This is a genomic window from Jannaschia sp. L-14R, from assembly GCF_056857695.1.
This window is the reverse complement of the sequence record NZ_JBSXNP010000010.1, coordinates 22,119-44,869: the sequence shown is the minus strand read 5'-3', so window position 1 is coordinate 44,869 and position 22,751 is coordinate 22,119. Positions and strand designations below refer to the sequence as shown.

Genomic DNA, 22,751 nt, shown 5'->3' with positions numbered 1-22,751 from the left:
TCAAGTCGAACGAGTTCTGATGAATTTCATATTCAGGATAACTGAAGATGCAGAATCGCGACCTGACGACCCTGACCACGATTGCCGCGACCGGCAGTTTCCGCGAAACGGCGGAGCGGTTGAACATGACGCTCTCTGCCGTGTCGATGCAGATGAAATCGCTTGAAGCCACACTGGGTGGCGCGCTGTTCGACCGCCGCAGTCGCCCCCCGGCGCTCACCCCGCTGGGCCGTGCAGCCGTTACCGCCGCCGCCGAGGTTCTTTCCGCCGAAGACCGTTTGCGCCGCCTTGCCCGACCCGGTGCTGGATTGTCGGGCGACTTCCGTCTGGGTCTGGTCGCAAGTGCGGGTCCCCGCCTGCTTCCGGGTTTTCTGGTTCACGTCACGACCGCCCTGCCTGCCGCCCGGTTCACATTCCGAACCGGACTCAGCGAAGTGCTTGAACAGGACGTGGCAAGTGGCGCAGTGGATGCAGCGGTGGTGACTGCGACGGGCGTGCCACCTGGCGGATTGCGTCACCGCGTGCTTGCGACCGATCGCCTTGTGCTGGCTGTTCCCCGCGGATTGTCACCCGATGCTCCGTTCCTGCATTTCGCCCCGTCGACCGGGATCGGCAAGCTGATCGCGCGGGCGCTTGCCGAAAGGCCCGACCTGTCGGCCCGCCCGCGTATCGTTCTGGATCATGTCCAGACCATCCGCGCGTGCCTGCGCGAGAACGTCGGCGCGACGATTCTGCCTGAAGTGGATCTGCACGGGTTGAGCGCCATCTGCGAAGCGCTGCCTGTCAGCCGTGATCTGGTTCTGGTCATCCGTGCCGGTGCACCGCTGGATGCCCACGCCGCGCAACTGGCCGATTTGCTGACCGGCTGACTACTCGGTCGCGGACTGGGCGACGGCGGCGAAGGTCGCGTCGATTTCGGCGGCGATGCTATCCAGACCGGGCGCTTCGGACATGTAGGGCGCCAGGACATCGGAGGGCAGCTTATAGCTAAGACTGGCCGTCCCGTCAGCGTTTTCCGTCACATACATGCGGATTGGCGCTTCAATCATCGCAGCGGTCGACAAGCGCAGCACCCGCACCGCGAAATCGTTGTTATACAGGCCGATTACACGGTTTCCGGGAATTGTGATCCCGCGATTTGCCGCTGCATCGGTCGGTCCCGCCATCGTCACAACGGCCATCTTTCCGGCCTTGGCGGCAGCACGCGTGGCAGCGACCAGCTCGTTGAATGTCTTGTCCGTGGCGGTCACCGACCAGCCATCGCGCGGGGCGATATCCGCGACCGTCTGGGCGAACGAAGGCCAGGCCATAGCCAGTGACAGGAGTGCTGTTCTGATCAGCATGACAACGTCTCCGGGATTACATCACCCGAACAGGACCATAGCGCGCGGATTCAAACAATGGCTGAACGATCACGATCCGGACAGAAGTAGTCCAGTTGCGACTTGCACCCCACCGCCTGCCTGTCCTATCACCCCGCGCACGGACAGGTGGCCGAGTGGTCGAAGGCGCACGCCTGGAAAGTGTGTAGGCGGGAGACCGTCTCCAGGGTTCGAATCCCTGTCTGTCCGCCACAAACCATTCGCGAACCCGAGACGAGGCCCCAGCGCGGGCCTTTTTTCTTTTTGTTTCAAACGGGTTTAGCGAAGTCATCCGACTTTCGGAGACTGGCCTCTGGCCCGAAATCGGTCTCCGAACGCCCCGCGTCTCTTTCCACCCGCCCTTCACCCAAATCGGGACGCATTCAAAAATATTTGTCTTTTCAGGTGCTTGCCGAAAATAGGTTGCGCCGCAGTTGAAGCGGGCTCGACCTCTATCAAGGCGAACAAAGACACCCGAAGGCGGCGTAGTCGTGCGGGGTGGCGCGAATGTTTGAGATGGTTTGGTGGTCCTCTGGATGGGCGACGATCTCGCACGGAACAGCGGTCAATCGTAGTTCCGGTTAATCATGAGACGTCGTCGTCTTTTCTGGAAACCCGCCCGAGCCTTGAGAGCATACGTGCCCACTCATCTACATCGGTTGAGAGCCGAGGTGCCGGTTCGGACCGTCGCTTGTGAGTTTTTTGGGCTGATTGCGAAACCGAATTGCCTGACGGGGTTCCAGATGAACGAGGGCGCTTCTTTGCGCGTGCGTGTGGTTGCGGCTTACGAGTCTTTTGCTGTTTGCTACCTGCGTTTCGCTTCTTTCGCCTAACCGGTTTTTCTTGGGAGACGCCGGATAGGGCAATGAGGAAAAAGGCAAGGCGAGGAGACCAAGGCGAACCATCAGCAGTCACACGGCCTGTTTCATTCAGATAGTGAGAAACAAGTTTGGGTCCCACGATCCCCTTCTTGGCGAAGTCCTCTAGAACAGAACGCAATGCTCCTGACACTTTGGCAGTTCCGCCGCTTTCTGACCCAAAGTGCCTCCTCTCGGATGGCAAAAGCTCTGCAACCTCATCGGGAATAATGCTAGGGTCGATATCCTTTTCCAGCGCTTCGAAGTCGACCAGCCGATCACCGTCGGTTACCTCAATGTCTTCAAGTGACATTGGGTGCAGAAATGAGAAAGTGTCTCGACGTCGACTGACAAGGTCGCCTTCAGCTAGAAGCGGCTGATCACAGTGAATGAAAAAGCGATGCTTCTGATGATTTTGGCTTGAAAGGTCTTCAACCTGAACTTCCATTCGGAAGTCGGCAAAGTGGACTTCAACCACCACCGCAAGCTTCCAGGAATCTCTTCTCGCTTTACGGCCTAAAGGTAGTATTCGCTGGTCGATTTTTTGTTCGGCAGTGAGAATTTCTTTGATTTCGGCACCTGGTCGACTGGAGGGTCGAGCACGCACAGAGCCAGAGACGGTGCGCCCGTTGTCCGTGCATGGGTGCTTCGTCCAAGGCTTTCCGAGTTCATCAAAGAAGACGCGGCTACAGTGTTCATTGGCATAAAAATAGACAGGCTGACCGCAGACGGGGCAGGATGCATTGGGATTGACGAAGCAGCGAGAGTAGCTTGTTGCGCCGTAGCCTTTCAGTGTCTGCGTAGCTTGTTGCTTTTCATACTCGGAATAGACCGGCTGAAGTGGCTTTGCTACTGGCGCGGTGGACACAACTCCACCGTTTCGGTTGCCGCCGCCAACGCACCACCCGCATGTGCACCAAGGATAATGATTGTGCCCTGTCAATTTAGCACCAATACGCCGATATTCATTGCAGTAAATTGTATCAACAATGCGCCTTTCGGAAGTCCCTTTCCTTGAGTTTCTATCAACCTCGAACCTCGAACCGCGGATCAAGGCGACGTAGCCTGCCACCAAGTCTAGTGTCTGGTTTGGGCCGCGAAGCGGACGAATGCGCGTGCAGTATAGATCCGTCCCGGCGAGGGCAGCTTGGGCTCTGAACAACGATTGCCTGTCGAAGACACGATCGTCCGCACCACCAAAAACGGGCTTAGCCCGCGCTTCGTTGAGGGCGAAACGCCGGCAATCAATCGAATGCGCGCTTATGTTGCTCCCGCCAAACCTCTCCCGCCAGAAAGCACAGAACATAGAGGCTGACCGCCGACGCCTCCTGACCGCAGGTCGACCGTTTCAGTACTTCTGGCGCGGGGTATGTCAGCCGCAGCTGACGACTGACATGGCGTTCCGCGAGCCCAACGGCCTCTGCCAGTTCCTGAATGGTGGCGAACTCACCTGCCTCCATGCGACGACGCCAACTCCATGCGCGGCCGATGGCGCGCAGGATGTGGGGATCCTGTGTCTGCTCCGTGCTCGGGCCATAGTCGGCGGGCGGCAGGATCTTCGGTCGTCCATTTCTCTTCCGCGCCTTGAGAGGGATTAGAATGCGGATGGTGTCATTGGAATTGGTCATTCGGTGGGCTGCATCTCGCGCGGGGCGAACATCTCGCGGATGACCCCGGCGATGCCCTCGCGCCGGATATCGACCTCGAGCCCGGCGGCCATTACCGTGATTCGCCGAACAAGGAGCTGAACGAGCCGGGCTTGCTCGGCTGGGAAGAGTTGGGCCCAGAGTGTTTTGAACTCGTGCAACGCGCCCAAGGCGTCAGCTTCGGAAATATTGGCTGTGTTGGTTTTCAGTGCCGACAATACTTGCGTGATGACCTCTGGCGTTTGCAGAATCCGGCGGATTTCAGTCACCACGGCCTCTTCGACCATCCCAGCGGCCAGCCGCGTCGGCGCAGTTTCGTCGCCTTTGTCCCGATTGCGGATAACGTCCATGGACACGTAGTAGCGGTAAAGTTTCGGGCCTTTCTTCGTGGTGGTGGGGGTCATGGCCGCGCCGGTCTCGGAGAATATCAGCCCTTTGAGCAGCGCCGGTGTCTGCGCGCGGGTGTTGCTGGCGCGTTTCCGGGGGCTCTCTTGCAGGATGGCGTGGGCGCGGTCCCAGAGGGCCTCGTCGATGATGGCATCATGCTCGCCGGGATAGGATTTGCCCTTGTGGACAGCTTCACCGCGATAAACGCGGTTTTTGAGCAGCCGGTAGAGATAGCCCTTGTCCATCAGCGTACCTTGCTTATTGCGGGCCTCTTCGCGTCGGAGCTCTCGCGCCAGCACCGTGGCGGATCCAAGTTCGACAAAGCGCTCGAATATCCGCCGTACATGCGCCGCCTCGTTCTCGTTCACGATGAGCTTGCGGTCGACGACATCATATCCGTGGGGGACGTAGCCGCCCATCCACCTGCCCTTCTTCCTGCTTGCGGCAACCTTGTCCCGGATCCGCTCTGCCGTCACCTCCCGCTCGAACTGCGCGAAGCTGAGCAGGATGTTCAGCGTGAGTCGCCCCATCGACGTTGTCGTGTTGAAGGACTGGGTCACCGACACGAAAGTCACGCCGTGCCGGTAGAAAAGCTCGACCAGCTTCGAAAAATCCATAAGGGCGCGGCTCAGGCGGTCGATCTTGTAGACCACGATCACATCAACGAGGCCGTCCTCTACATCGGCGATCAGCTGTTTCAACGCAGGGCGGTCCAGCGTGCCGCCGGAAAACCCGCCGTCGTCGTAACGCTCGCGCAGACATGCCCAGCCCTCTGAGCGCTGGCTGGCGATATAGGCCTCGCAGGCCTCGCGCTGCGCATCAAGGCTGTTGAACTCCATGTCGAGCCCTTCCTCGGTGGACTTGCGGGTGTAGATCGCACAGCGCAAGCGGCGGTTTGGGCGCGAGTTGCTGTCCATGGTCAAACCTCCCGCGAACGAGTTTGCAGGCCGAAGAAGCGGTAGCCGTTCCACCGCGTGCCAGTGATTTCCCGGGCGATGCCGGAGAGCGATTTGTACTTGCGGCCCTGCCAGTCGAAACCGTCCTTCAAAACGGTTACCGTACCATTGATGAAAAGCAGCAGCTGCCGCTGCGGGAATATGATCTCAGCATGCTCGCGCAGCCGTTCGATTTTCCGACCGATCCGGCAGACGGGATCGCTGGCGTGATGGTCAAGGAACTGCGGTTGATGGATCTCGGCGATGACTGCGGACTCGTTTGGCATGGTGACAAGATCCTTACCTTCGGCGGCGACAAACATCGGCTACATCTCCAGATCATGTTCGCCGCCTACTGGTCTGGATCACCGGGTCTGCGGGTGGCCGCCGTGCTCGAAGAGGCAGGCTATGGCGGACAGGTGAACTCGCTCAAGAAGGCCTTCGGCCGACGCGAGAATTGGCAGGCCTTCATCAAATTCGACGACGGAAATTGCTGGATTGATCCCTGATTGATGTTTTGCCCCAGTTCGGCAGGCCAATCCGCCCCTTGCGAAAAATTTTGGTGTGCTGGTACTCCGCCTATAGACTGGGCGAGGTACCAACAGAGAAATATGTGCTATCGAGCTACTCATTCCCTTTAAGGTCTTAAGGCCGCATTTCGCGACCAAGCCTCTAGGAAATATCTATTTTACACCGTTAGCAACTTCGCCTTTTCCTGCCGAGCATCGGCCGCGCGGACAGCTTCCAGCTGACCCGCCCGTTGATACAGGATGGAAGTCGTGCAGCCCTCGATCTCTTCGTGATGCACGACAAGCCCGATTTTGGCGTCGAACACGACATTTCCCACGTTCAGATCACGTTCCAACAGAGAACTAGCGTCGAATGCCCATCTTGTTAGGTCGCTTTCCGAACCTGCATAGTCTTCCAGAAAGTCATCTGCCATCAGAGCGTTCCAGCTGGCATTATCCCACTGCCAATAAAGCGACGGCTTGGCCTCTGTGAAGATCGGGCGCATCGCCTGAGGTTTGCCCAAGCGGTAACTTCCCCCCCATCCGAGCTCGTTCGGTGGGGGGCGATGGCCTACTATTGTGAAATAGGCTGCCCCGTGATCGGCCATTTTCTTGAAAAAACGATCCAATTTCGACATCAAGACCGGCGGCAACGTGATCCTTTCTCGGAGGTCTCGGGTTCCAATAGCTCGAGAAAACATTTCCGGCAGGCTGATATTAAACGCGCTCTTCAATATCGGAGTTGAGGTACCAGAAAGTTCCGAGAGACGACGCCAAAAGCGCTCGCTGCAAAATTCTACGCAAAGCTGATCCTTCGTGCTCTGTAGGCGTTCGAGCATTGCAGCATTTGTATTGAAGCCAACCGAAAAGGCGAGAGCTTCAGTTAGATGCGATGATTTGGCGAGTTTGTGTTCTTTACTGTGATGCAGGAGATCACTTTTTACCGTCGTGATCTGAGAATCGGATATATAAGTTGTGAACATGGCAAAGCCCTTTCTAAGACGCGCTGTTCCCCTTGCCGTTTAACGAGATGCGCATTCGAAAAGACTGCGATGTCGAGAAAATCATAGTTCATGATTTTAACGCTTTGAGTCAGCAAGAACTCTGGAGGTTAACCTCCATTGCATATATTTCGGGCCGACAGGTTTATCAAGGGCCCGCCTCTCGGGGCGGCCTTTTTTTGATTTCTGTACGGAGATCTTTCCGAACTCCCAGTTTGCCTCCCGGCTGCCTCCCCAGCGCCTCCCACGCCCTCCGCCATGTTGAACCCGCAAGTGTTCACAGAAATCCCAAGGAGGTTCACATGGCGACCAGGCACCTTTCCCAGATCGAGCTGGCGGCTCGCTGGAACATCTCGCACCGCACGCTGGAGCGCTGGCGGGGGACGGGCGAAGGCCCGAAATTCATCAAGCTCGGCGACCGGGTGATCTATCGGCTCGAGGATGTCGAGGCCTTCGAGGCCGAACAGATCCGCGTCGTGGATCACGAACCCCATCGTCCGAAGTCGGCGTGAGGGGGCGGAACACCGGCAAGCCGAAGTTCCGCCTCGTGCTGAATAAGCTGAATAAGGAGGTGCGCTGATGGCCATTTCGCTCGCGTCCCTGCGCACGACCTCCGTGCTGACCCCGCCGCGCATCCTGATCCACGGCGTGGCCGGGGTGGGCAAATCCACCTTCGCGGCCGATGCGGACCGGCCCGTCTTCCTCATGACCGAAAGACGGTCTGGGCAAGCTGCAAGTCCCGCATTTCCCGCTGGCGACCAGTCATACAGAGGTGGCCGAAGCGCTTGATGCGCTGCTGAACGAGGACCACGATTTCGGCACGATGGTCGTCGACAGCGTCGACTGGCTGGAGCCGCTGATCTGGGCTGAGGCCTGCAAGCGCAACGGTTGGGCCTCGATCGATGCGCCGGGGTTTGGGAAAGGCTATGCCGAGGCTCTGACGATCTGGCGCGAATATCTCGACCGGCTCAACCCGCTGCGCGACCGCAAGGGCTGGGGCCTGCGCCGCATGGTGCTGCACTACGCCCATCTCTGCGCGGCGGCAGGCGGGGTCATCGCCCGATACCAGCGGGCATCGAGCGGGCTGGGCACAATGGTCGGATCGTCATCGAGTGCAGCCATGAAGGCCGCGAAGTTTTTCTCGCCAGCCATGGCGACCTGGTTCGGCTTGCAGCGCCACGCTTCGTGGTACTTGGCGATGTCGTTCTTGGTCAGCTTGCGTTTCGGCGGGATCATCTCCTTCAGGTTTCGCCTTTTGGCCGGCGTGGTGCCTTCTCTCAGCAGCATGACGTTGTACCGAAGTGAAGCGGGTAACGTGGATGAGCATTGAGGAGTGTTTGCTGCCCTGTCCGCGCAGCTTCCTCACGGCACAGGCATAGACGAAGGAACGGATCGCTTCTGCGAGCGAGTCCGGTACACGGTCCTCCCCCTGCCATCGCGGCCAGTAGCCGTTCTTGTGTCGTGGCGGCATCCACGGCTGGAACTCATCGTCCGAAAGCGGGCGCACCAGAGGCAGGTCTTCCGGCGTGCTGGAAGCTGATCCGAAGACACGGCCCGGTCCGGCATAATTCGATGGCGCCGCAAGGCTGGTGATGAAGGCTGCGGGGAAGAGGTCCGGTCCGTGCTCCTGAGTCTCCCCGCGGTCATGAATTAAGATGTTCGCAAAGGGTGTCGCCGTGTAACCGACATAGGCCTTCTGCGAGAAATGGTGGAGGATCGACCGGATCAACCTGTTGATCGTATTGGGCTCGTGTTCGATATCCGGGTTGCCGAACTCGTCCACGACATCTTCACCGGTGTCGACAGATCCGTGATGGTGACGAGTTTGCGCCCTGTTTCGGGGTCGAAGTGATTGGCCACACGGTTGCGGATCCAGTGCAGCAGGCGCTCCAGCACCGTCTTGTTCTTCTTGACGACGAACAACCACGGTCGCTGTTCCGGGCTGATGTTCATCTTCGCGGCAACGGCCGTGTTGAAGTCGCCCTTATCGCTCCGATTCGTTGCAGCATTGGGACGGACCGACATGTCCTTGTCGATCAGTCCGACCCCCACTGCTGGGAGCTCGTCAGCATCCGCGATGGTGGCAAAGCCGAGAAACCCCTCGTCCAGGCAGATCTGGGTCTGTGCTCTCAGGTTGTCCTTTGGATAGGCGACGATCTCGCACGGAACAGCGGTCAATCGTAGTTCCGGTTAATCATGAGAAGTCGTCGTCTTTTCTGGAAACACGCCCGAGCCTTGAGAGCATACGTGCCCACTCATCTACATCGGTTGAGAGCCGAAGTGCCGGTTCGGACCGTCGCTTGTGAGCTTTTTTGGCTGATTGCGAAACCGAATTGCCTGACGGGGTTCCAGATGAATTAGGGCGCTTCTTTGCGTGTGCGTGTGGTTGCGGCTTCCGAGGCTTTTGATGTTTGCTACCTGCGTTTCTTTTCTTTCGCCTAACCGGTTTTTCTTGGGAGACGCCGGATAGGGCAATAAGTAATAAGGCAATGCGCGTGCAGTTTAGATCCGTCCCGGCCAGGGCAGCTTGGGCTAAAACAACGATTACCTAAAAGGCACGATCGTCCGCACCACCAAAAACGGGCTCAGCCCGCGCTTCGTTGAGGGTGAAACGCCGACAATCAATCGAATGCGCGCTTATGTTGCTCCCGCCAAATCTCTCCTGCCAGAAAACACAGATCGTAGAGACTGACCGCCGATGCCTCGCGCCCGCATGTCAGCCGTTTCAGCACCGTCCAGTGCGAGGAAAGCCAGAGGCTTATGCGCGGGACTTCGACTGTCAGGTCACGGAGCTCTTCTCCGCATCGCCGTGCTCAAAGTATATACCGCGCTCGGCATACCTGTCACAGAAGCCGTGGAATACATCCGTCGGGAACGGGGCAGTCCGGCCATCAGGCAATTTGTAAAACTGATCCACGGAACTGTATCAGCGCCTTGCGAGCGACGGGTCCGGAGCGACTATACCATCCATTACGTTCGCATTGGACAGCAGCATCTCATCATCCAACTCCGCTCTTAGCGCCGCAAACCGGGTGGAAAGGTGGTCGTACATGGCCTGCCTTGCAAGAGCTGGATCGCCCGCCCCGATCGCGTTGATCAGGACCTCATGTTCGCTCAGGGTAACGGCCAGCGATGCGCCATTGCGGGCCCGGGCGCGAGCGCGCAGAGCAACCCAATCAGGGTTCGATCGGATCCGGTCCAAAAGTGCGAAGGCCGTCAACAGCGGTCGGTTGCGGGCGCAATGCGCGATCAATCGGTGCAGCGCTCCGTCCCAGAGCTCGGTCCCCTGGGGATCCGTTGCCTCGACTTGTCGATGCGCCAACATCCGCAGCCGCGCGACCTCCGCATCGGTCATCCGCAGGGCACAAAGCGCGGCGAGTTCGGGCTCGATACAAAGCCGGGCTTCCATCACCTGCAGCGCATCGGTCTCGCCCGCGATCCGTGCCGCCAGATCACCCGTCGGATCCGACGGCTGACCCGCAAAGGTTCCCGATCCCTGCTTGCGCCAGACCAACCCTTCGACCTCCAGCGCATCAAGGGCCAACCGTACCAGTCGGCGCGAGGTGCCGAAGCGCTCGGCCAGCGCCCGCTCCGTTGGTAGCCGCCCATCGCTACCCAACTCGCCTGCCGCGATCAGGTCCAGCATGCGTGATTTCAGCCCTGCTTCGCTCATGTCTCGACCGCGCGCGACCGGCTTGCCCGGCCCTCGGCCAGACGCAGCGCTTCGGCCTCGGCGATGGCCCGGTCGATGGGCGCGCGGTCTGGCAGGCCCGAGAAGTTCGCAGCCGTCGCCATGCCCAATGTGAAGCCCACGTAACGCTCCTGCGCGACATCCCAGAGCCGTTCCAGCTCCCCCAGCGGGTCCGCATCGTCGTCGGCGCGCAAGTCAAGCCAGGCGTGGGCCTCGCCCCGATGGATCACCATGCCTGCCGCCTGTCGTCCGCGCTTGTCGCCACCGGCCGCCTCCCCCGCGCGCATTGCCGCCAGCAGCCGCTCCGGTAATGGCCCCTCGGCGGTCATGAAGGCGCGCGAGGTTTCCGCGATCACATCCGGTCCGGCCAGCATGTTGCCCGCCACCGAGTGATCGTCGCGGATCAGGTGACCGCACCAATCGACGCAGTCCGCCCCAGTATGCGCAGCAAACCGTCCGTGGCTATCCATCAAATGCGCCTGCCGAATGGATTGCCCCGCATCGCGCGCCACGAAATCCGCCAGCACCTTCTGAGCTGCTTCCCCGGCTTCCAGTCGGGTCCGGCCTTCGGTCCCCCAGACAGGATTGCAGAAGGCCTGACTGGCCACGGCGCTGCGCGCGCCGACGAAGGGCACGGCTGCGCCACAGGCAAAGAACTTCGACGCGACGATCAGGCCGATCTCGTCCCCGGCACGCGCGATCAGGGAATAGGTCATCGGCCCACCGCGTAGGCTTGCATCAGACGCGGTGTCGCTGCCGCCCGAAGAACTCCGTTGGCCTCGCGCATGGCCGCTGTCAGCCGTCCAACCGACCACGGCTCGGCGACATGCACCGTGTGACCCCGGCTTCGCAGGTCGGCGATAACCTCGGTGCCAAACGCAGGCTCGACCATCATCTCGCCGGGCTTCGCCTCACGCGGATAGAACGAACCCTGAAAATGCATCGAATGAAACAAGGGCGCGTCCATGCCTTCCTGCAGTTCAAACCCATGATGCACCAGCCGCAGAAACCAGATCAACTGCCACTGGTCCTGCTGATCGCCGCCGGGCGTCCCGAAAACCAACCGCCGCCCGTCGTGGTGTTCGGCCAGCGAGGGCGTCAGCGTCGTGCGCGGGCGACGACCGGGTGCCAGCGAACTGGGCAGGCCCTCCTCCAACCAGAACATCTGCGCACGGGAATTGAGCGGAAATCCAAGCCCTGGAATGACCGGGTTCGACTGCAGCCATCCGCCCGAGGGCGTCGCCGCAACCATATTCCCGGCGGCGTCGATCACGTCGATATGCACGGTATCGCCACGCTTCTCGGTCAGATGCGCCATCGTCGGTTCTTGCGGCGCAGCGTCGGCGACGCCGAAATCGCGCGTCGCGCGGGCAATGTAGGCGTCGGACAGATGCGCGAAACCGGGCACGCGGCCCGGTCGCTGGTCCGTGCTGGCCGTCGCGCCGATCAGCGTCGCGCGGTCTGCATTGTAGGCATCCGACAGAAGATATTCCATCGGAATGTCAGACTGGGCGGGATCGCCGTAGTAGGCTTCGCGGTCGGCATAAGCCAGTTTGATGGCCTCGATTACGACGTGGACGAAGTCCGCGCCCATCGGGTCCATTGCGACCAGATCGAGGTGTTTCAGGATGGCGAGGGCCTGCAACAGGACCGGCCCCTGCCCCCAGGCTTGCGTTTTGTGAACCGTCCAGCCGTGATATTCGTAACTCAGACTGTCTTCATAGCTGGCCTGCCATCCGGCCATGTCCTCGCGGGTCAACACCCCCCGGTGGCTTGTTTCCGAGACGTCCATCACATTGGCCTCCGCTAGATAGTCGCTTACCGCGTCCGCCACGAAACCGCCGCGCCATTCGGACCTTGCCGCGTCGATCTGCGCGATCCTGTCGTCGCCCGCGGCCTCCCCGGCTTCCACAAGCCGTTCGTAAGTCCGCGCCAGATCCGGATTGCGGAACAGGGCATGCGCCTCGGGCGCTGCGCCGCCCGGCGTCCAGACCTCCGCCGAGGAAGGCCAGTGTTCCGCGAAATAATCAGCCAACCCAGCAATGGTATTCGCCACCCGTGGCAGGATTGGATGACCGTCCCGCGCATAGCCGATGGCCGGGGCCAGGACGTCGCGCAAGCTGAACGTCCCGTGGTCGCGCAACAACAGCATCCAACCATCAAAGGCCCCAGGAATGACCGTTGCCAACAGGCCCGATCCGGGGATCAGCGTCAGACCTTCTGCGCGATAATGTTCTATGGTCGCCGCCGCCGGTGCGGGTCCCTGACCGCAAACCACCTGGACCGCTTCGCCCACCTTCTGGAAGATCGCCGGCATGTCGCCCGCCGGGCCGTTCAGATGCGGCTCGACGACCTGCAAGGTGATCGCCGTGGCCACGGCTGCGTCAAAGGCATTGCCGCCCCGCTCAAGAATGCCCATGCCGACAGCTGACGCGATCCAATGGGTCGAGGTGACGACGCCGAATGTGCCGCGGATTTCGGGCCTGGTTGTAAAACTCATCGTGTGCCTCAGTGTTCGCGGGGGTCGAGTGCGTCGCGCAGCCCGTCTCCCAGCAGGTTGAATCCAAGCACCACGAGGAAGATCGAGATGCCCGGCCAGAGCGCCATCCACGGGGCCTGGTTCAGGAAATTCTTGGCGGTGTTCAGCATCGACCCCCAGGACGGCGCGGGCGGTTGCTGTCCCAGCCCGAGGAACGACAGCGACGCCTCTGCAATGATCGCCGTGGCGATGGTCAGCGTCGCCTGCACCAGGATCGGCGCGGCAACGTTTGGCAGGATGTAGCGGGACAGGATCATCCGGGTCGGCAGACCGATAGCGCGCGCGGAGTCTACGTAATCCTCGACCTTGACGCTGATAACCTGTCCGCGCGTCAGACGGATGAAGATCGGCGTCGCCGAGATGCCGATGGCGATCATCGCATTGGTCAGCGACGGCCCCAGAAAGGCCGCCAGCGCGATGGCAAGGATCAGGAACGGCACCGCCAGCAGCGCCTCGGTCACACGCGAGATCACAGCGTCGATCCAACCGCCGAAATAGCCCGCCACCAAACCGAAAGGCACGCCCACCAGAACGGCGATGCCCACGGAAACGACCCCGGCCAAAAGCGACGCCTGCGCCCCCCAGATCATCCGGGCCAGCACGTCGCGGCCGATTTCGTCGGTGCCGAAAAGATGCGCCATCGACGGCGCCTCGCGGACTGCACCCCAATCGGTTGCCTGTGGTTCCGGAATTGGCAGGATCGGCGCGAGAATTGCGATGGCAATGAAGAAAAGCACCAGAAAGCCGCCTAACATCGCGGATCGGTGGTGGCGGAATTTCTTCCAGACCCGGTTTTCGGGCTTGGGCATCGGATTGGAAACAGGTCCGGCCTGCGGATCAGTTGCGGCGACCATCTATGCCTCCCTCAGACGCGGGTTGAGCAGCACATAGGCCATGTCCGCCAAAAGGTTCATGACGATAAAGCCGACCGCGGTCACCAGCACGATGCCCTGAACCACGGCGTAATCACGATTGAATACCGCATCCACGACCAGTTTGCCAAAGCCGGGAATGGTGAAAATCTGTTCGGTCAGCACCGCGCCCGCGACCAGTTCCCCGAACAGGAGAGCGGTCATCGTCACGATGGGCGTCAGGGCATTGCGGAACGCGTGTTTCAAAACCACCTTGCGTTCCGACAGACCCTTGGCCCGGGCGGTGCGCACATAATCCGATGTCAGCACCCCCAACATCGCCGACCGCGTGTGCCGCATCAGCGTTGCCGCCAAGGCGGTGCCCAACACGAAGGCGGGCATCAGCATTGTTTTGATCGACAACCATAAATCCTCGCCCGGTGGCACGTAGCCTGAGGCGGGCAAAAGCTGCCATTTCACCGAGACCAGCAAGATCAGCATGATCCCCAGCCAGAAATTCGGGATCGACAGCCCGGACAACGCCACCACATTGGCCACCCAGTCCACCATTGTTCCCTTGCGATAGGCCGACAGGATGCCGGTCGGGACGCCGATGACCACGGCGAAAATCAGCGACATCGTGGCGAGCTGCAACGTCACCGGCAACTTCTGAGCGATCAGCTCCGTCACCGGCTGGTTGGTGCGCAGCGAAATTCCCAGATCGCCGCGCAGGGCATTCCCCGCCCAGGTCATATATTGAACCGGGATGGGATCATTCAGCCGGTATTTTTCGCGCAGGAATTCCAGAACCGCGGGATCGCGTTCCTCCCCCGCCAGCACCAGAAGCGGGTCGCCAGGCAGCAGCTTCTGCAATCCGAACACGAAGATCGAGATCAGAAAGATCGTCGGAATTGCGATCAGGAGACGGCGGAGAAAGAACGACAGCATGAGATGCCTTTCGAGCGGGTTGGCCCGCCCCCAAGGGTCGGAGGCAGGCCGGGGTCAGATCATTCCGACAGGGTCACTCCTTCCAGACGGATCATACCATCCGGGTAGGCTGTGAACCCTTCGATCTTGCTGTCGAACGCAGTGATCCAGCTTTGGTGATACAGATAAACCAAAGGGGCTTCGTCGATCAAAATGGCGCGGGCCTTGTCGTATTCGACTTTGCGCGCGTCCGTGTCCGGCACCTTCCGCGCAGCGTTCAGCGCCGCATCCACATCGGGGTTCGAAAAGCCGCTGTCGTTGATGCCACCATCGGTGGTCACAAACTGATGGATGTTGCCGTCCGGGTCGACCCGGCCCGACCAACCGATCTGGCTTGCCTGATAATCGCCCGCCGATTGGTCGGCCAACAGGGTCGCGAACTCCTTCGACACGATCTCGATCCGAATGCCGGCCTCGGCAGCCATGGATTGTACGACCTGCATCAGCTGGAGCGGAATCGTTGTGTTGGGCACCTGTACCGTCAGGTCGATACCGTCAGGGTATCCAGCTTCGGCCAGAAGGGCCTTGGCCTTTTCGACGTCGCGTGCCTCGATCGGAAATTCGTCATCATACCAGGGCGAGACGTTGGGATAAGGCTGGTTTCCGGGCGCATAAGCCCCCTCGAAGACCACCTGATTGATGGCGTCGCGGTCCATGGCATAGCTGAACGCCTGACGCAGCCGCTTGTCCTGACCCCAGGGCGTCTCACTCTTCTCGCCGTTGCCGACGTTGAAAGTGATACCCTGATATCCCAACGATACCGCCGAGACGACAGTTATGCTGTCGTCTGCGTTGGCCTGCGCCAAATCGGTGGGGGCCAGACGTTCCAGCATGTCGATATCGCCCGATTGCAGGTTTGCCAGACGAACGGTGGTGTCGGGGATCGGCAGGAACGTCACGCTGTCGAAGTTGATCGCATCGGCGTTCCAGTAGTCGGCGAAGCGGTTGAGTACGATCTTGTCCTGCGCGACCCGTTCTCCGAAAGAAAACGGTCCCGAACATACCGGATTCAGCCCGAAGTCGACACCCGCTGCCTCGGCGGCGGTCGGGGACATCATCATGCCGGCGCGGTCGGCCAGTTGCGCCATGACCGTGGCATCGGGCGCTATCAGGTTCAGGGTCAGCGTGTAGTCACCCGTCACGTCAACCGACGCAATCGACGATAGCTCCGACTTGCGGCGGCTCTCGTCCAGGGTCTGTGATCGCTCGATATTGGCTGCGACGGCTGCCGCGTCGAAGGTCGTGCCATCGTGGAAGACGACGCCTTCGCGAACGGTCATGTCGATGGACATCCCATCCTCGGCAACGGTCCATTCGGTCGCCAGTTGCGGGATAATCTGCAAGTCCGGCGTAATGTCGACCAGCTTGTCGCAGAGCGAGGCATATACGATCCGGCCCACGAAAGTCCGTGACTGATCCGGGTCCAGCACGTCGGCGTCCGATTGAAGTGCGATGCGCAGATCCTGCGCTGCCGCCGGCAGCGCCATGGCGGCGACCAGCGCCGTCGTAAGGGTAAGATGTTTCATGTGTCTTCCTCTCTGTTGTCGGGCGACTTTGACGGTCGTCCATTGGTGGCAACGGGGATGATCTCAGCCCCCTCCGTCGCTCGTCGGTAAAGGTTCAGTCGTGCATGGGCCGCGTCCGACCGGATACGGCGTGACGCAACCCGAGGCGTAGCCTCGATCTCGCGCCAGAAATGGCAGGCAGTCGCATGGCCGTCCGCCGCCGCCTCGAGCATCGGCACCTTCTCCCGGCAAAGCGCCTGCGCATGTGGGCAGCGCGTGTGAAACGTGCAGCCGGGGGGCGGCGCGGCGGGCGATGGCATCTCGCCCTCGATCCGTGCCCGTGTTGCGCCGCCCCGGTCGTCAAGATCTGGCACCGCATCCAATAACGCGCGGGTATAGGGATGCCGCGGCGTCTCAAACAAGGCGTCGGTCGTGGTCTGTTCCACGATCCGGCCCAGATACATCACGGCTACCCGGTCGCTCATATGCCGGATGACCGCGAGATCGTGGGCAATCAGGATCAGGGTCAGCCCCAGATCGCGACCCAGATCGGCCAGCAGGTTCACCACCTGCGCCTGCACCGACACGTCCAGCGCCGAGACAGGCTCGTCCCCGATAATCAGTCGCGGCCCCGTGGCCAACGCGCGGGCAATCCCGATGCGTTGTCTCTGCCCGCCCGAGAATTCATGCGGATAGCGGTCGGCATATTCCGGGCGCAGCCCCACCTGACGCAACAGCTCGGCAACCTTTTCCCGCCGTTCAGATCGGCCCATCTCGGGCGCATGCACCTCCAACGGCTCGCCAACCAGCCGCCCGACGCTCAGCCGGGGGTTCAGCGATGAAAACGGATCCTGAAAGATGAACTGCACGTCCCGCCGCAATGTCGACAGCGCCTTGCCCCGCGCCCGCGTGACCTGTTGCCCGTCGAACGAGACCTCACCTGCAGTCGGATCCAGCAAACGCATCAGAAGCCGCGCCAACGTGGACTTGCCACAGCCCGACTCGCCCACGATGGCAAAGGTCTCCCCCACCTCGATCCGCAGCGATACGCCATCCACGGCGCGCACTCGTCCCGCTTTGGAGAACAACCCGCCGCCGGTGCGAAAGTGCTTTACCAGGTTGTCGGCCTCCAGAATGACGCTCATACCGCCACCCGCAAATGCTGCTCCAACGGCACGAAATGACAGGCAGCGGCGTGCCCGGGTGTAACGTCGCGCAGGGCGGGTCGCTCGGCGCAAGCCGCGACTGCAAAGGCGCAGCGAGTGCGGAACCGGCAACCTTCAGGCATCTTATCGATCGATGGCACCGACCCTTCGATTGTCGTGAGTCGTGCCCTCTCCCCCGAAAGTCGCGGCACCGATTCCATCAGCCCGATGGTGTAGGGATGCTGCGGATCATCGAAAATCTGCGCGACCGGGCCGCGCTCGACCATCTGACCGCCGTACATGACAGCAACGGTATCCGCGATCTCGGCTACGACGCCCAGATCGTGCGTGATCAGAATTGTGCCCGTTCCCCGTTCGCGCTGCAGATCACGGATCAATTCCAGTATCTGCGCCTGGATCGTCACATCCAGCGCCGTGGTCGGCTCGTCCGCAATCAGAAGCTTGGGGTCATTGGCCAGCGCCATGGCGATCATCACCCTCTGACGCTGACCACCAGATAATTGGTGCGGGAATTGCCGCAGCCGCGCTTCGGGCGACGGCAGGCCAACCCGACGCAACATTTCCAGCGTCCGGTCGCGGGCCTGTTCCTTGCTGCCGCCGCGATGCTGCAGCACCGACTCGGCAATCTGATCGCCGATCCGGAACGCAGGATTGAGCGACGTCATCGGCTCCTGAAATATCATCGCCATTGCGCCGCCGCGCCGTTCACTGGACAAGCGATCTCTGGTCAAATCTACGGTTTCGCCATCAAATCGCAGAGTTCCAGAAGAAATTTCGGCGCTACCTGACGGCAATAGCCCCATCAGTGCCATGGCTGTCACGCTTTTGCCGCACCCCGATTCACCGACAATGCACAATACTTCGCCGCGGGCCACCGACAGGTCGACCCCATCAATTACACAGGCATCCTGACCACGAAACCGCAGCCGGAAATCGCCCAGGGCCATTAAGACATCGTTGGCATCTTTGTGTAGCAGGGCGATCTCCTTTTGGGATACCTGAACCAATGCAAGATTGGTCCAGGTCAGATCAGATAGCAAGCGCGATCGTGTTGTCTTGATACATTTCGGCGGCGCCGCCGATCGGTGCCTAGATTGCGAGCGCCTATGAGCAGTGAAACATCAAGAGGAGAAGCAGCGGCCGCGCTTCCGTCGCCAAGGTTGCCTTTGCACGGAATAGTAAGCCGGTGCTCAAGGGATGACACGCTGGACCGATGGCGCTTGTCCACTGACCTCTACAGCTTCCATCAGTTGTTGGGCGTCTTCGGCGGTCCGTTCGCCGCAGACGTATCAGTCGGACTTCGGGGACCGCTGGGCCACCACCGACAGAAGCGCCAGCAGACCCGAACCGACCATCAGCACGACTGAGACCGCATTCAACACCGGGGTGGAGCCGACCTTCACCATCCGGTCGTACATCGTGATCGTCAGCGGCGCGTCCGAGCCGACCAGCATCAGCGTCGTGTTGAAGTTCTCAAACGATACCAGAAAGGCCACGATAAAGGCCGAGAAAAGCGCGGGAAACAGGAACGGCAGTGCCACGGTCGTCAGTACCCTGAGCCGCGACGCGCCCAGGTTCAGTGCCGCCTCCTCAAGTGAGATGTCGAATTTCTGCAGGCGTGCGGCGATGACCAGCGAGGTTATCGTTGTGAGGAATGAGAACTGCCCAAGCACGATGAGCGGTACGCCCGGACGCAGCCACGTCAGGAACAGCCCGAACTGGCTGTCGGCAAAATTGGCTATCATAGAGGCCAGAACAAGGATCGAAATCCCGAGAATGACGCCGGGAATCACGAGGGGCACCACCATCAGCACATAGAACGCCGACTTGAATGGGAAATCCTTGCGCACGAACAGGAAGGCATTGCAGGTGCCGGCCGCCACCGACAGAGCTGCCACGATCATGCCAATGTAAAACGAGTTCCACATCCCCCGCAGCAACGGCTCATCATTCAGAAGGCCAAGTTTCGGCTCGGTGTCCGAGATGAACCAGTCCAATGTGAACCCCCGCCATGGCAGGGAAGGAAACGTCGAATCGTTGAAGGCGAAGGCCCCCGCGGCCAGCAGTGGCGCCACGAGATAGAGAAAAAACAGTCCGACATAGACGCGATAGATCCATAGAAGATGATTTGACCCCTGCATGTCAGGTGTCCTTCGCAACGGTGGTGGCCAGACTCTGTCCGGTCAGCCGCAAACCCAGCCACACCACCAATGAGGTAAAGAGCAGCAGCAACACGCCGAAGGTCGCGCCCGCCTCCCAGTTGTAGCGGGTGATGAACTGGTTGTAGATCTGCTCGGTGAACCAGCTTGAATTCTTGCCCCCCAGTAGAACCGGCGTCAGGTAGCTGCCCGCAGTAATCATGAAAACGATGATGCAGCCCGCGACGATTCCGGGCATCGCGTAGGGAACGACGATCCGTCGAAATACTGTCAGACGCGATCCGCCAAGGTTGAATCCGGCCTCCAGCAATGAATCGTCCATGCCCTGCATCGTCGAGACGAGTGGCACGATCATGAACAGGATCACCGTGTAGACGAGGCCGATGATGACGGTGACATCGTTGTAAAGCATCTCGATCGGCTCGTTGATCACACCCATCGAGACCAGCGCTGTCGAGACTACACCGGTTTCGCGCAAAAGGACGATCCAGCCATAGGCACGCACCAAATCTGACACCCATAGCGGAATGAGGCACATCAGAAACAGTGCGGCGCGGCTGCGTTCACGGGCGATCTTGGCGATGTAATACGAGATCGGAAAGCCCAGCACGAGTGCCAGCATGGTGACCAGGATCGATATCCATGCGGTACGGAACAGCGTGTTGCGATAAACTGCGGCTTGTGCGAAATCTGCGTAGTTCTTGAAACCGAACTCGTATTCATTGATACCTACTTTCTCGCGCAGCGAGATATAACCGATGCCGATCTGCGGCAGGATGATCAGAAGTCCGATCCACAGGGCGAAGGGCGCGAACAGAAGGATCAGCGATAGTCGTCCCGCGTCACGGCTCATGCGCCGGGCCTCCGGACGAAAATCCGCGACCGATCAGGCTGCCATGAGACGGTAACCGCATCATGTGCCGACACCTCGGAAGCCTGATCGCCATCGGCGACTTCAACAAGTTGTCCGGTGTCGAGCCGTACGAGGATGCGGCTGGCAGCGCCGTTGAAAAGAAGGCTATCGACCTTTCCCGACAGGCTCCCTGAGCCATTGTCTCCACCGATCCGAAGCGCCTCGGGTCGTACGAAAATCTCCACCCGGTCGCCCGTGTTGCTGTCGTCGGCAAGTCGTGCCAGCACTGCGCCGCCGCCATCCAGGGTCACGCGCGCCTCGCCACCCCGCACTTCGTCGATGGTGCCCGGCAAGACATTCGCATCGCCCACGAAACCCGCCACGAAGCCCGAGACCGGGTCATCGTAGAGCGCGCGCGGGCTACCGATCTGTTCGAACCCGCCGGCGTTCATCACGGCCACCTGATCGGACATGACGAGGGCCTCGGACTGGTCGTGCGTGATGTAGAGAAACGTGGTCTCGAACCGCTCCTGCAACTGTTTGAGTTCGATCTTCATGTGTTCGCGCAGTTTCAGGTCGAGCGCGCCCAGAGGCTCGTCCAACAGCAACACATCGGGCTGAAGCACCATGCAGCGTGCGATTGCGATGCGTTGCTTCTGGCCGCCCGAAAGCTGTTCGATGCGCTTGTCCTCGACGCCCGGCAGGCCGACCCGGTCCAGAACCTTGCGCACTTTCTCCGGAATTTCCGACTTCTGCTCGCCTTGGCAGCGCAGTCCATAGGCGATGTTCTCGCCCACGTTCATCATCGGAAACAATGCAAGGTGCTGGAATACCATCTTCACGTTGCGTTTGTTGGGCGCAAGGTTGATGACGCTTTCACCCTTGATGCGTATATCGCCTGCGCTGGGCGTCTCGAACCCGGCGATCATCCGCATAAGCGTCGTCTTGCCACAGCCCGAAGGGCCGAGGATCGAAAAGAACGAGCCGGGAGGGACTTCCAGCGAGACGTTCCTGACGGCAGTGAAATCGCCGAACTTCTTTGTCACGCCAACGCAGCTGAGATCGTTCATCCCGAACCTTTCAGAAAAATAATAAGACCGGGATGCGGCGATAGAACGCGTCCCGGTCTCAGGCTTACGGGATCAGTTGCCTGATGCGGCCTTGATCTGCTCCAAGGCCATGCCTTCCATATCCTCCAGACCCGGAGGGATGTTTGCGAAGAACTTCAGGTTATCAAGGTCGGACTGATCGAAGGCCACCTCGACCGCTGCGCGTTTGTCGTCGGGCAGTAGCTCGATCCCGTTCGGAACCGCCGCGATGGCCCCCGTCGAGGCCGACATCAGCTTGACGATTTCGGGCCGCATCACGAAGTTGATCCACTTATAGGCCGCATCGTCCGCCTCGCCACCACGCGGGATGGTGAAGGTGTCGATCCACGCCAGCGCGCCGGTTTCGGGCGGCACGAAGACGATATCGGGGTTCTCGGCGTAGATTTTGAACGCGGTCGAATCCCATGTCTCGGATACTACGACTTCGCCCGACAGCATCAGCGCCGACAGATCGTCTCCACCTGTCCAATAGGTCTTGATGACCGATTTGCAGTCGATGAGCTTTTGCGTGACCTCATTCAGCATCTCCTGATAGGCCTCTTTGTCATCATAGAGCGCGAATGGATCGTACCCCATCGCAAAGCCCATCCCAAGAAGGATCGTGCGGCGCAGACGCATCGACGTGCGACCCTGATATTCTTCGTTGCACAGGTCGCCCCAGCCGGTCACCCCGGAAGCTTCTGCCTGATTGACCATGATGCCGCTGGTGCCCCACTGGTGCGGAACCGAATACACCTCGCCGTCGATCGTGGTGTTGGCTGCCACGCCCTCCAACAGGTTCGGTGTCATCACGTCGGTGTCGATCTTCGACATGTCGAGTGGCTTGTAGATATTGTATTCCTGCTGCGCGGCATTCACCCGGTCATGGCTGGGCTGGGCCAGATCGAAGCCCGTGCCGCCGGTGGCGCGCAGCTTGGCGATCATTTCCTCGTTGTTCGAGAACGTCACCTCGACGTCGATGTCGGGATACTCTGCTTCGAACTTCTCGATGACCTCGTCGGGGGCGTAGCTGCCCCACGTCAGAAGGCGCAGGGTCTCGGCGCTGAGCGGAGCAGCCGCCATGCTAAGAGCAGTTCCGGCCAAGAGGCCGCGGATCATGGGTTTCATTGTGTCTCTCCTGTCGAATGTCAGAGGCGGTCATCTTGCGCGACCGTAAGTCCTTAGAGTGAAGCCCGAATTGGTCTGCCCGCCAAGG

At 60.4% G+C, this 22,751-nt stretch carries 22 protein-coding genes, 1 tRNA gene and 5 pseudogenes; 7 read left to right on the top strand and 21 right to left on the bottom strand.

Annotated elements, in window-relative coordinates:
- Positions 1 to 47: 47 nt before the first annotated feature.
- On the top strand, positions 48 to 869 hold the full coding sequence (locus AC13C2_RS08590; RefSeq protein ID WP_092763661.1) for a LysR family transcriptional regulator: 822 nt from the start codon (positions 48 to 50) through the stop codon (positions 867 to 869).
- Here AC13C2_RS08590 and AC13C2_RS08585 read toward each other — a convergent pair whose 3' ends face one another.
- Positions 870 to 1,343, bottom strand: coding sequence for a DUF302 domain-containing protein (locus tag AC13C2_RS08585; protein WP_482886552.1), 474 nt, complete (start codon positions 1,341 to 1,343; stop codon positions 870 to 872). It lies immediately after the preceding gene.
- Positions 1,344 to 1,484: 141 nt separating this feature from the next.
- Between AC13C2_RS08585 and AC13C2_RS08580 the strand changes: the two genes are divergently transcribed.
- Positions 1,485 to 1,574 (top strand) — tRNA-Ser (locus tag AC13C2_RS08580).
- Positions 1,575 to 1,946: 372 nt separating this feature from the next.
- On the opposite strand, the gene AC13C2_RS08575 is transcribed toward AC13C2_RS08580, so the two are convergent.
- The 4 genes and pseudogenes from AC13C2_RS08575 to AC13C2_RS08560 form a co-directional block, all read right to left on the bottom strand.
- A complete protein-coding gene (locus AC13C2_RS08575; RefSeq protein WP_482886551.1) occupies positions 1,947 to 3,290 on the bottom strand; it encodes a hypothetical protein in 1,344 nt (447 codons plus the stop codon).
- 172 nt (positions 3,291 to 3,462) lie between these two features.
- Positions 3,463 to 3,846, bottom strand: a complete 384-nt coding sequence (locus AC13C2_RS08570) for a hypothetical protein (RefSeq protein WP_482886550.1) — start codon at positions 3,844 to 3,846, stop codon at positions 3,463 to 3,465.
- Positions 3,843 to 5,168, bottom strand: a complete 1,326-nt coding sequence (locus AC13C2_RS08565; RefSeq protein ID WP_482886549.1) for a recombinase family protein — start codon at positions 5,166 to 5,168, stop codon at positions 3,843 to 3,845. Before AC13C2_RS08565 ends, AC13C2_RS08570 begins: the two co-directional genes overlap by 4 nt.
- Positions 5,169 to 5,170: 2 nt before the next feature.
- Positions 5,171 to 5,308 (bottom strand): annotated as a pseudogene (locus AC13C2_RS08560) (DUF2924 domain-containing protein); the annotation flags it as partial.
- Between the two features lie 219 nt (positions 5,309 to 5,527).
- On the opposite strand from AC13C2_RS08560, the gene AC13C2_RS08555 reads away from it, so the two are divergent.
- Entirely contained in the window at positions 5,528 to 5,695 is a 168-nt protein-coding gene (locus tag AC13C2_RS08555) for a hypothetical protein (RefSeq protein WP_482886548.1), read from the top strand.
- A 179-nt stretch (positions 5,696 to 5,874) separates the two neighbouring features.
- On the opposite strand, the gene AC13C2_RS08550 is transcribed toward AC13C2_RS08555, so the two are convergent.
- Positions 5,875 to 6,678 (bottom strand): hypothetical protein, encoded by an 804-nt coding sequence (locus AC13C2_RS08550; RefSeq protein WP_482886547.1) that lies wholly within the window; start codon positions 6,676 to 6,678, stop codon positions 5,875 to 5,877.
- 320 nt (positions 6,679 to 6,998) lie between these two features.
- Between AC13C2_RS08550 and AC13C2_RS08545 the strand changes: the two genes are divergently transcribed.
- From AC13C2_RS08545 to AC13C2_RS08530, 4 genes and pseudogenes are all read left to right on the top strand, one after another.
- Positions 6,999 to 7,208: a helix-turn-helix transcriptional regulator gene (locus tag AC13C2_RS08545; RefSeq protein ID WP_482886546.1), complete on the top strand. Its 210-nt coding sequence runs from the start codon at positions 6,999 to 7,001 to the stop codon at positions 7,206 to 7,208.
- Between the two features lie 67 nt (positions 7,209 to 7,275).
- On the top strand, positions 7,276 to 7,485 hold the full coding sequence (locus AC13C2_RS08540) for an AAA family ATPase (RefSeq protein WP_424338395.1): 210 nt from the start codon (positions 7,276 to 7,278) through the stop codon (positions 7,483 to 7,485).
- Positions 7,469 to 7,621: pseudogene (locus AC13C2_RS08535) on the top strand (hypothetical protein); the annotation flags it as partial. The gene AC13C2_RS08540 and the pseudogene AC13C2_RS08535, both read left to right, overlap by 17 nt.
- Positions 7,622 to 7,690: 69 nt before the next feature.
- Positions 7,691 to 7,756 (top strand): annotated as a pseudogene (locus AC13C2_RS08530) (baseplate megatron protein TIM-barrel domain-containing protein); the annotation flags it as partial.
- 41 nt (positions 7,757 to 7,797) lie between these two features.
- On the opposite strand, the pseudogene AC13C2_RS08525 reads toward AC13C2_RS08530, so the two are convergent.
- The 15 genes and pseudogenes from AC13C2_RS08525 to AC13C2_RS08455 form a co-directional block, all read right to left on the bottom strand.
- Positions 7,798 to 7,932 (bottom strand): annotated as a pseudogene (locus AC13C2_RS08525) (hypothetical protein); the annotation flags it as partial.
- A 67-nt stretch (positions 7,933 to 7,999) separates the two neighbouring features.
- Positions 8,000 to 8,167: pseudogene (locus tag AC13C2_RS08520) on the bottom strand (Z1 domain-containing protein); the annotation flags it as partial.
- A gap of 254 nt (positions 8,168 to 8,421) precedes the next feature.
- On the bottom strand, positions 8,422 to 8,874 hold the full coding sequence (locus AC13C2_RS08515; RefSeq protein WP_482886545.1) for a hypothetical protein: 453 nt from the start codon (positions 8,872 to 8,874) through the stop codon (positions 8,422 to 8,424).
- 748 nt (positions 8,875 to 9,622) lie between these two features.
- Entirely contained in the window at positions 9,623 to 10,342 is a 720-nt protein-coding gene (locus AC13C2_RS08510) for a FadR/GntR family transcriptional regulator (protein ID WP_217638818.1), read from the bottom strand.
- A gap of 23 nt (positions 10,343 to 10,365) precedes the next feature.
- On the bottom strand, positions 10,366 to 11,103 hold the full coding sequence (locus AC13C2_RS08505) for a DUF1028 domain-containing protein (protein WP_339646318.1): 738 nt from the start codon (positions 11,101 to 11,103) through the stop codon (positions 10,366 to 10,368).
- A complete protein-coding gene (locus AC13C2_RS08500) occupies positions 11,100 to 12,887 on the bottom strand; it encodes a gamma-glutamyltransferase family protein (protein WP_482886544.1) in 1,788 nt (595 codons plus the stop codon). Before AC13C2_RS08500 ends, AC13C2_RS08505 begins: the two co-directional genes overlap by 4 nt.
- An 8-nt stretch (positions 12,888 to 12,895) precedes the next feature.
- On the bottom strand, positions 12,896 to 13,780 hold the full coding sequence (locus AC13C2_RS08495) for an ABC transporter permease (RefSeq protein WP_339646314.1): 885 nt from the start codon (positions 13,778 to 13,780) through the stop codon (positions 12,896 to 12,898).
- Positions 13,781 to 14,725, bottom strand: a complete 945-nt coding sequence (locus tag AC13C2_RS08490; protein ID WP_482886543.1) for an ABC transporter permease — start codon at positions 14,723 to 14,725, stop codon at positions 13,781 to 13,783. It abuts the gene before it with no gap.
- 59 nt (positions 14,726 to 14,784) lie between these two features.
- Positions 14,785 to 16,290, bottom strand: a complete 1,506-nt coding sequence (locus tag AC13C2_RS08485) for an ABC transporter substrate-binding protein (protein WP_482886542.1) — start codon at positions 16,288 to 16,290, stop codon at positions 14,785 to 14,787.
- Positions 16,287 to 17,414, bottom strand: coding sequence for an ABC transporter ATP-binding protein (locus AC13C2_RS08480; protein WP_482886541.1), 1,128 nt, complete (start codon positions 17,412 to 17,414; stop codon positions 16,287 to 16,289). The genes AC13C2_RS08485 and AC13C2_RS08480 overlap by 4 nt, the downstream gene beginning before the upstream one ends.
- The gene (locus AC13C2_RS08475) at positions 17,411 to 18,382 is read right to left on the bottom strand and encodes an ABC transporter ATP-binding protein (RefSeq protein WP_092763873.1); all 972 of its coding nucleotides are present in this window, start codon (positions 18,380 to 18,382) and stop codon (positions 17,411 to 17,413) included. The genes AC13C2_RS08480 and AC13C2_RS08475 overlap by 4 nt, the downstream gene beginning before the upstream one ends.
- Before the next feature lie 342 nt (positions 18,383 to 18,724).
- A complete protein-coding gene (locus AC13C2_RS08470; protein WP_092763796.1) occupies positions 18,725 to 19,576 on the bottom strand; it encodes an ABC transporter permease in 852 nt (283 codons plus the stop codon).
- Between the two features lies 1 nt (position 19,577).
- Complete coding sequence (locus tag AC13C2_RS08465; RefSeq protein ID WP_092763798.1) at positions 19,578 to 20,447, bottom strand: ABC transporter permease; 870 nt, start codon at positions 20,445 to 20,447, stop codon at positions 19,578 to 19,580.
- Positions 20,444 to 21,517, bottom strand: a complete 1,074-nt coding sequence (locus tag AC13C2_RS08460; RefSeq protein ID WP_482886540.1) for an ABC transporter ATP-binding protein — start codon at positions 21,515 to 21,517, stop codon at positions 20,444 to 20,446. Before AC13C2_RS08460 ends, AC13C2_RS08465 begins: the two co-directional genes overlap by 4 nt.
- A gap of 72 nt (positions 21,518 to 21,589) precedes the next feature.
- Positions 21,590 to 22,663, bottom strand: a complete 1,074-nt coding sequence (locus AC13C2_RS08455) for an extracellular solute-binding protein (RefSeq protein ID WP_092763802.1) — start codon at positions 22,661 to 22,663, stop codon at positions 21,590 to 21,592.
- Between the last annotated feature and the right edge of the window lie 88 nt (positions 22,664 to 22,751).

What these genes read in the sequence shown, in the direction of transcription:
- AC13C2_RS08540 (WP_424338395.1), top strand. Translation starts at nt 7,276, where the DNA reads ATGGCCATTTCGCTCGCGTCCCTGCGCACGACCTCCGTGCTGACCCCG.
- AC13C2_RS08480 (WP_482886541.1), bottom strand. Translation starts at nt 17,414, where the DNA reads ATGAGCGTCATTCTGGAGGCCGACAACCTGGTAAAGCACTTTCGCACC.
- AC13C2_RS08585 (WP_482886552.1), bottom strand. Translation starts at nt 1,343, where the DNA reads ATGCTGATCAGAACAGCACTCCTGTCACTGGCTATGGCCTGGCCTTCG.
- AC13C2_RS08485 (WP_482886542.1), bottom strand. Translation starts at nt 16,290, where the DNA reads ATGAAACATCTTACCCTTACGACGGCGCTGGTCGCCGCCATGGCGCTG.
- AC13C2_RS08565 (WP_482886549.1), bottom strand. Translation starts at nt 5,168, where the DNA reads ATGGACAGCAACTCGCGCCCAAACCGCCGCTTGCGCTGTGCGATCTAC.
- AC13C2_RS08470 (WP_092763796.1), bottom strand. Translation starts at nt 19,576, where the DNA reads ATGCAGGGGTCAAATCATCTTCTATGGATCTATCGCGTCTATGTCGGA.
- AC13C2_RS08455 (WP_092763802.1), bottom strand. Translation starts at nt 22,663, where the DNA reads ATGAAACCCATGATCCGCGGCCTCTTGGCCGGAACTGCTCTTAGCATG.
- AC13C2_RS08570 (WP_482886550.1), bottom strand. Translation starts at nt 3,846, where the DNA reads ATGACCAATTCCAATGACACCATCCGCATTCTAATCCCTCTCAAGGCG.
- AC13C2_RS08490 (WP_482886543.1), bottom strand. Translation starts at nt 14,725, where the DNA reads ATGCTGTCGTTCTTTCTCCGCCGTCTCCTGATCGCAATTCCGACGATC.
- AC13C2_RS08545 (WP_482886546.1), top strand. Translation starts at nt 6,999, where the DNA reads ATGGCGACCAGGCACCTTTCCCAGATCGAGCTGGCGGCTCGCTGGAAC.
- AC13C2_RS08495 (WP_339646314.1), bottom strand. Translation starts at nt 13,780, where the DNA reads ATGGTCGCCGCAACTGATCCGCAGGCCGGACCTGTTTCCAATCCGATG.
- AC13C2_RS08500 (WP_482886544.1), bottom strand. Translation starts at nt 12,887, where the DNA reads ATGAGTTTTACAACCAGGCCCGAAATCCGCGGCACATTCGGCGTCGTC.
- AC13C2_RS08475 (WP_092763873.1), bottom strand. Translation starts at nt 18,382, where the DNA reads ATGGCCCTGGGCGATTTCCGGCTGCGGTTTCGTGGTCAGGATGCCTGT.
- AC13C2_RS08460 (WP_482886540.1), bottom strand. Translation starts at nt 21,517, where the DNA reads ATGAACGATCTCAGCTGCGTTGGCGTGACAAAGAAGTTCGGCGATTTC.
- AC13C2_RS08510 (WP_217638818.1), bottom strand. Translation starts at nt 10,342, where the DNA reads ATGCTGGACCTGATCGCGGCAGGCGAGTTGGGTAGCGATGGGCGGCTA.
- AC13C2_RS08465 (WP_092763798.1), bottom strand. Translation starts at nt 20,447, where the DNA reads ATGAGCCGTGACGCGGGACGACTATCGCTGATCCTTCTGTTCGCGCCC.
- AC13C2_RS08550 (WP_482886547.1), bottom strand. Translation starts at nt 6,678, where the DNA reads ATGTTCACAACTTATATATCCGATTCTCAGATCACGACGGTAAAAAGT.
- AC13C2_RS08505 (WP_339646318.1), bottom strand. Translation starts at nt 11,103, where the DNA reads ATGACCTATTCCCTGATCGCGCGTGCCGGGGACGAGATCGGCCTGATC.
- AC13C2_RS08590 (WP_092763661.1), top strand. Translation starts at nt 48, where the DNA reads ATGCAGAATCGCGACCTGACGACCCTGACCACGATTGCCGCGACCGGC.
- AC13C2_RS08555 (WP_482886548.1), top strand. Translation starts at nt 5,528, where the DNA reads ATGTTCGCCGCCTACTGGTCTGGATCACCGGGTCTGCGGGTGGCCGCC.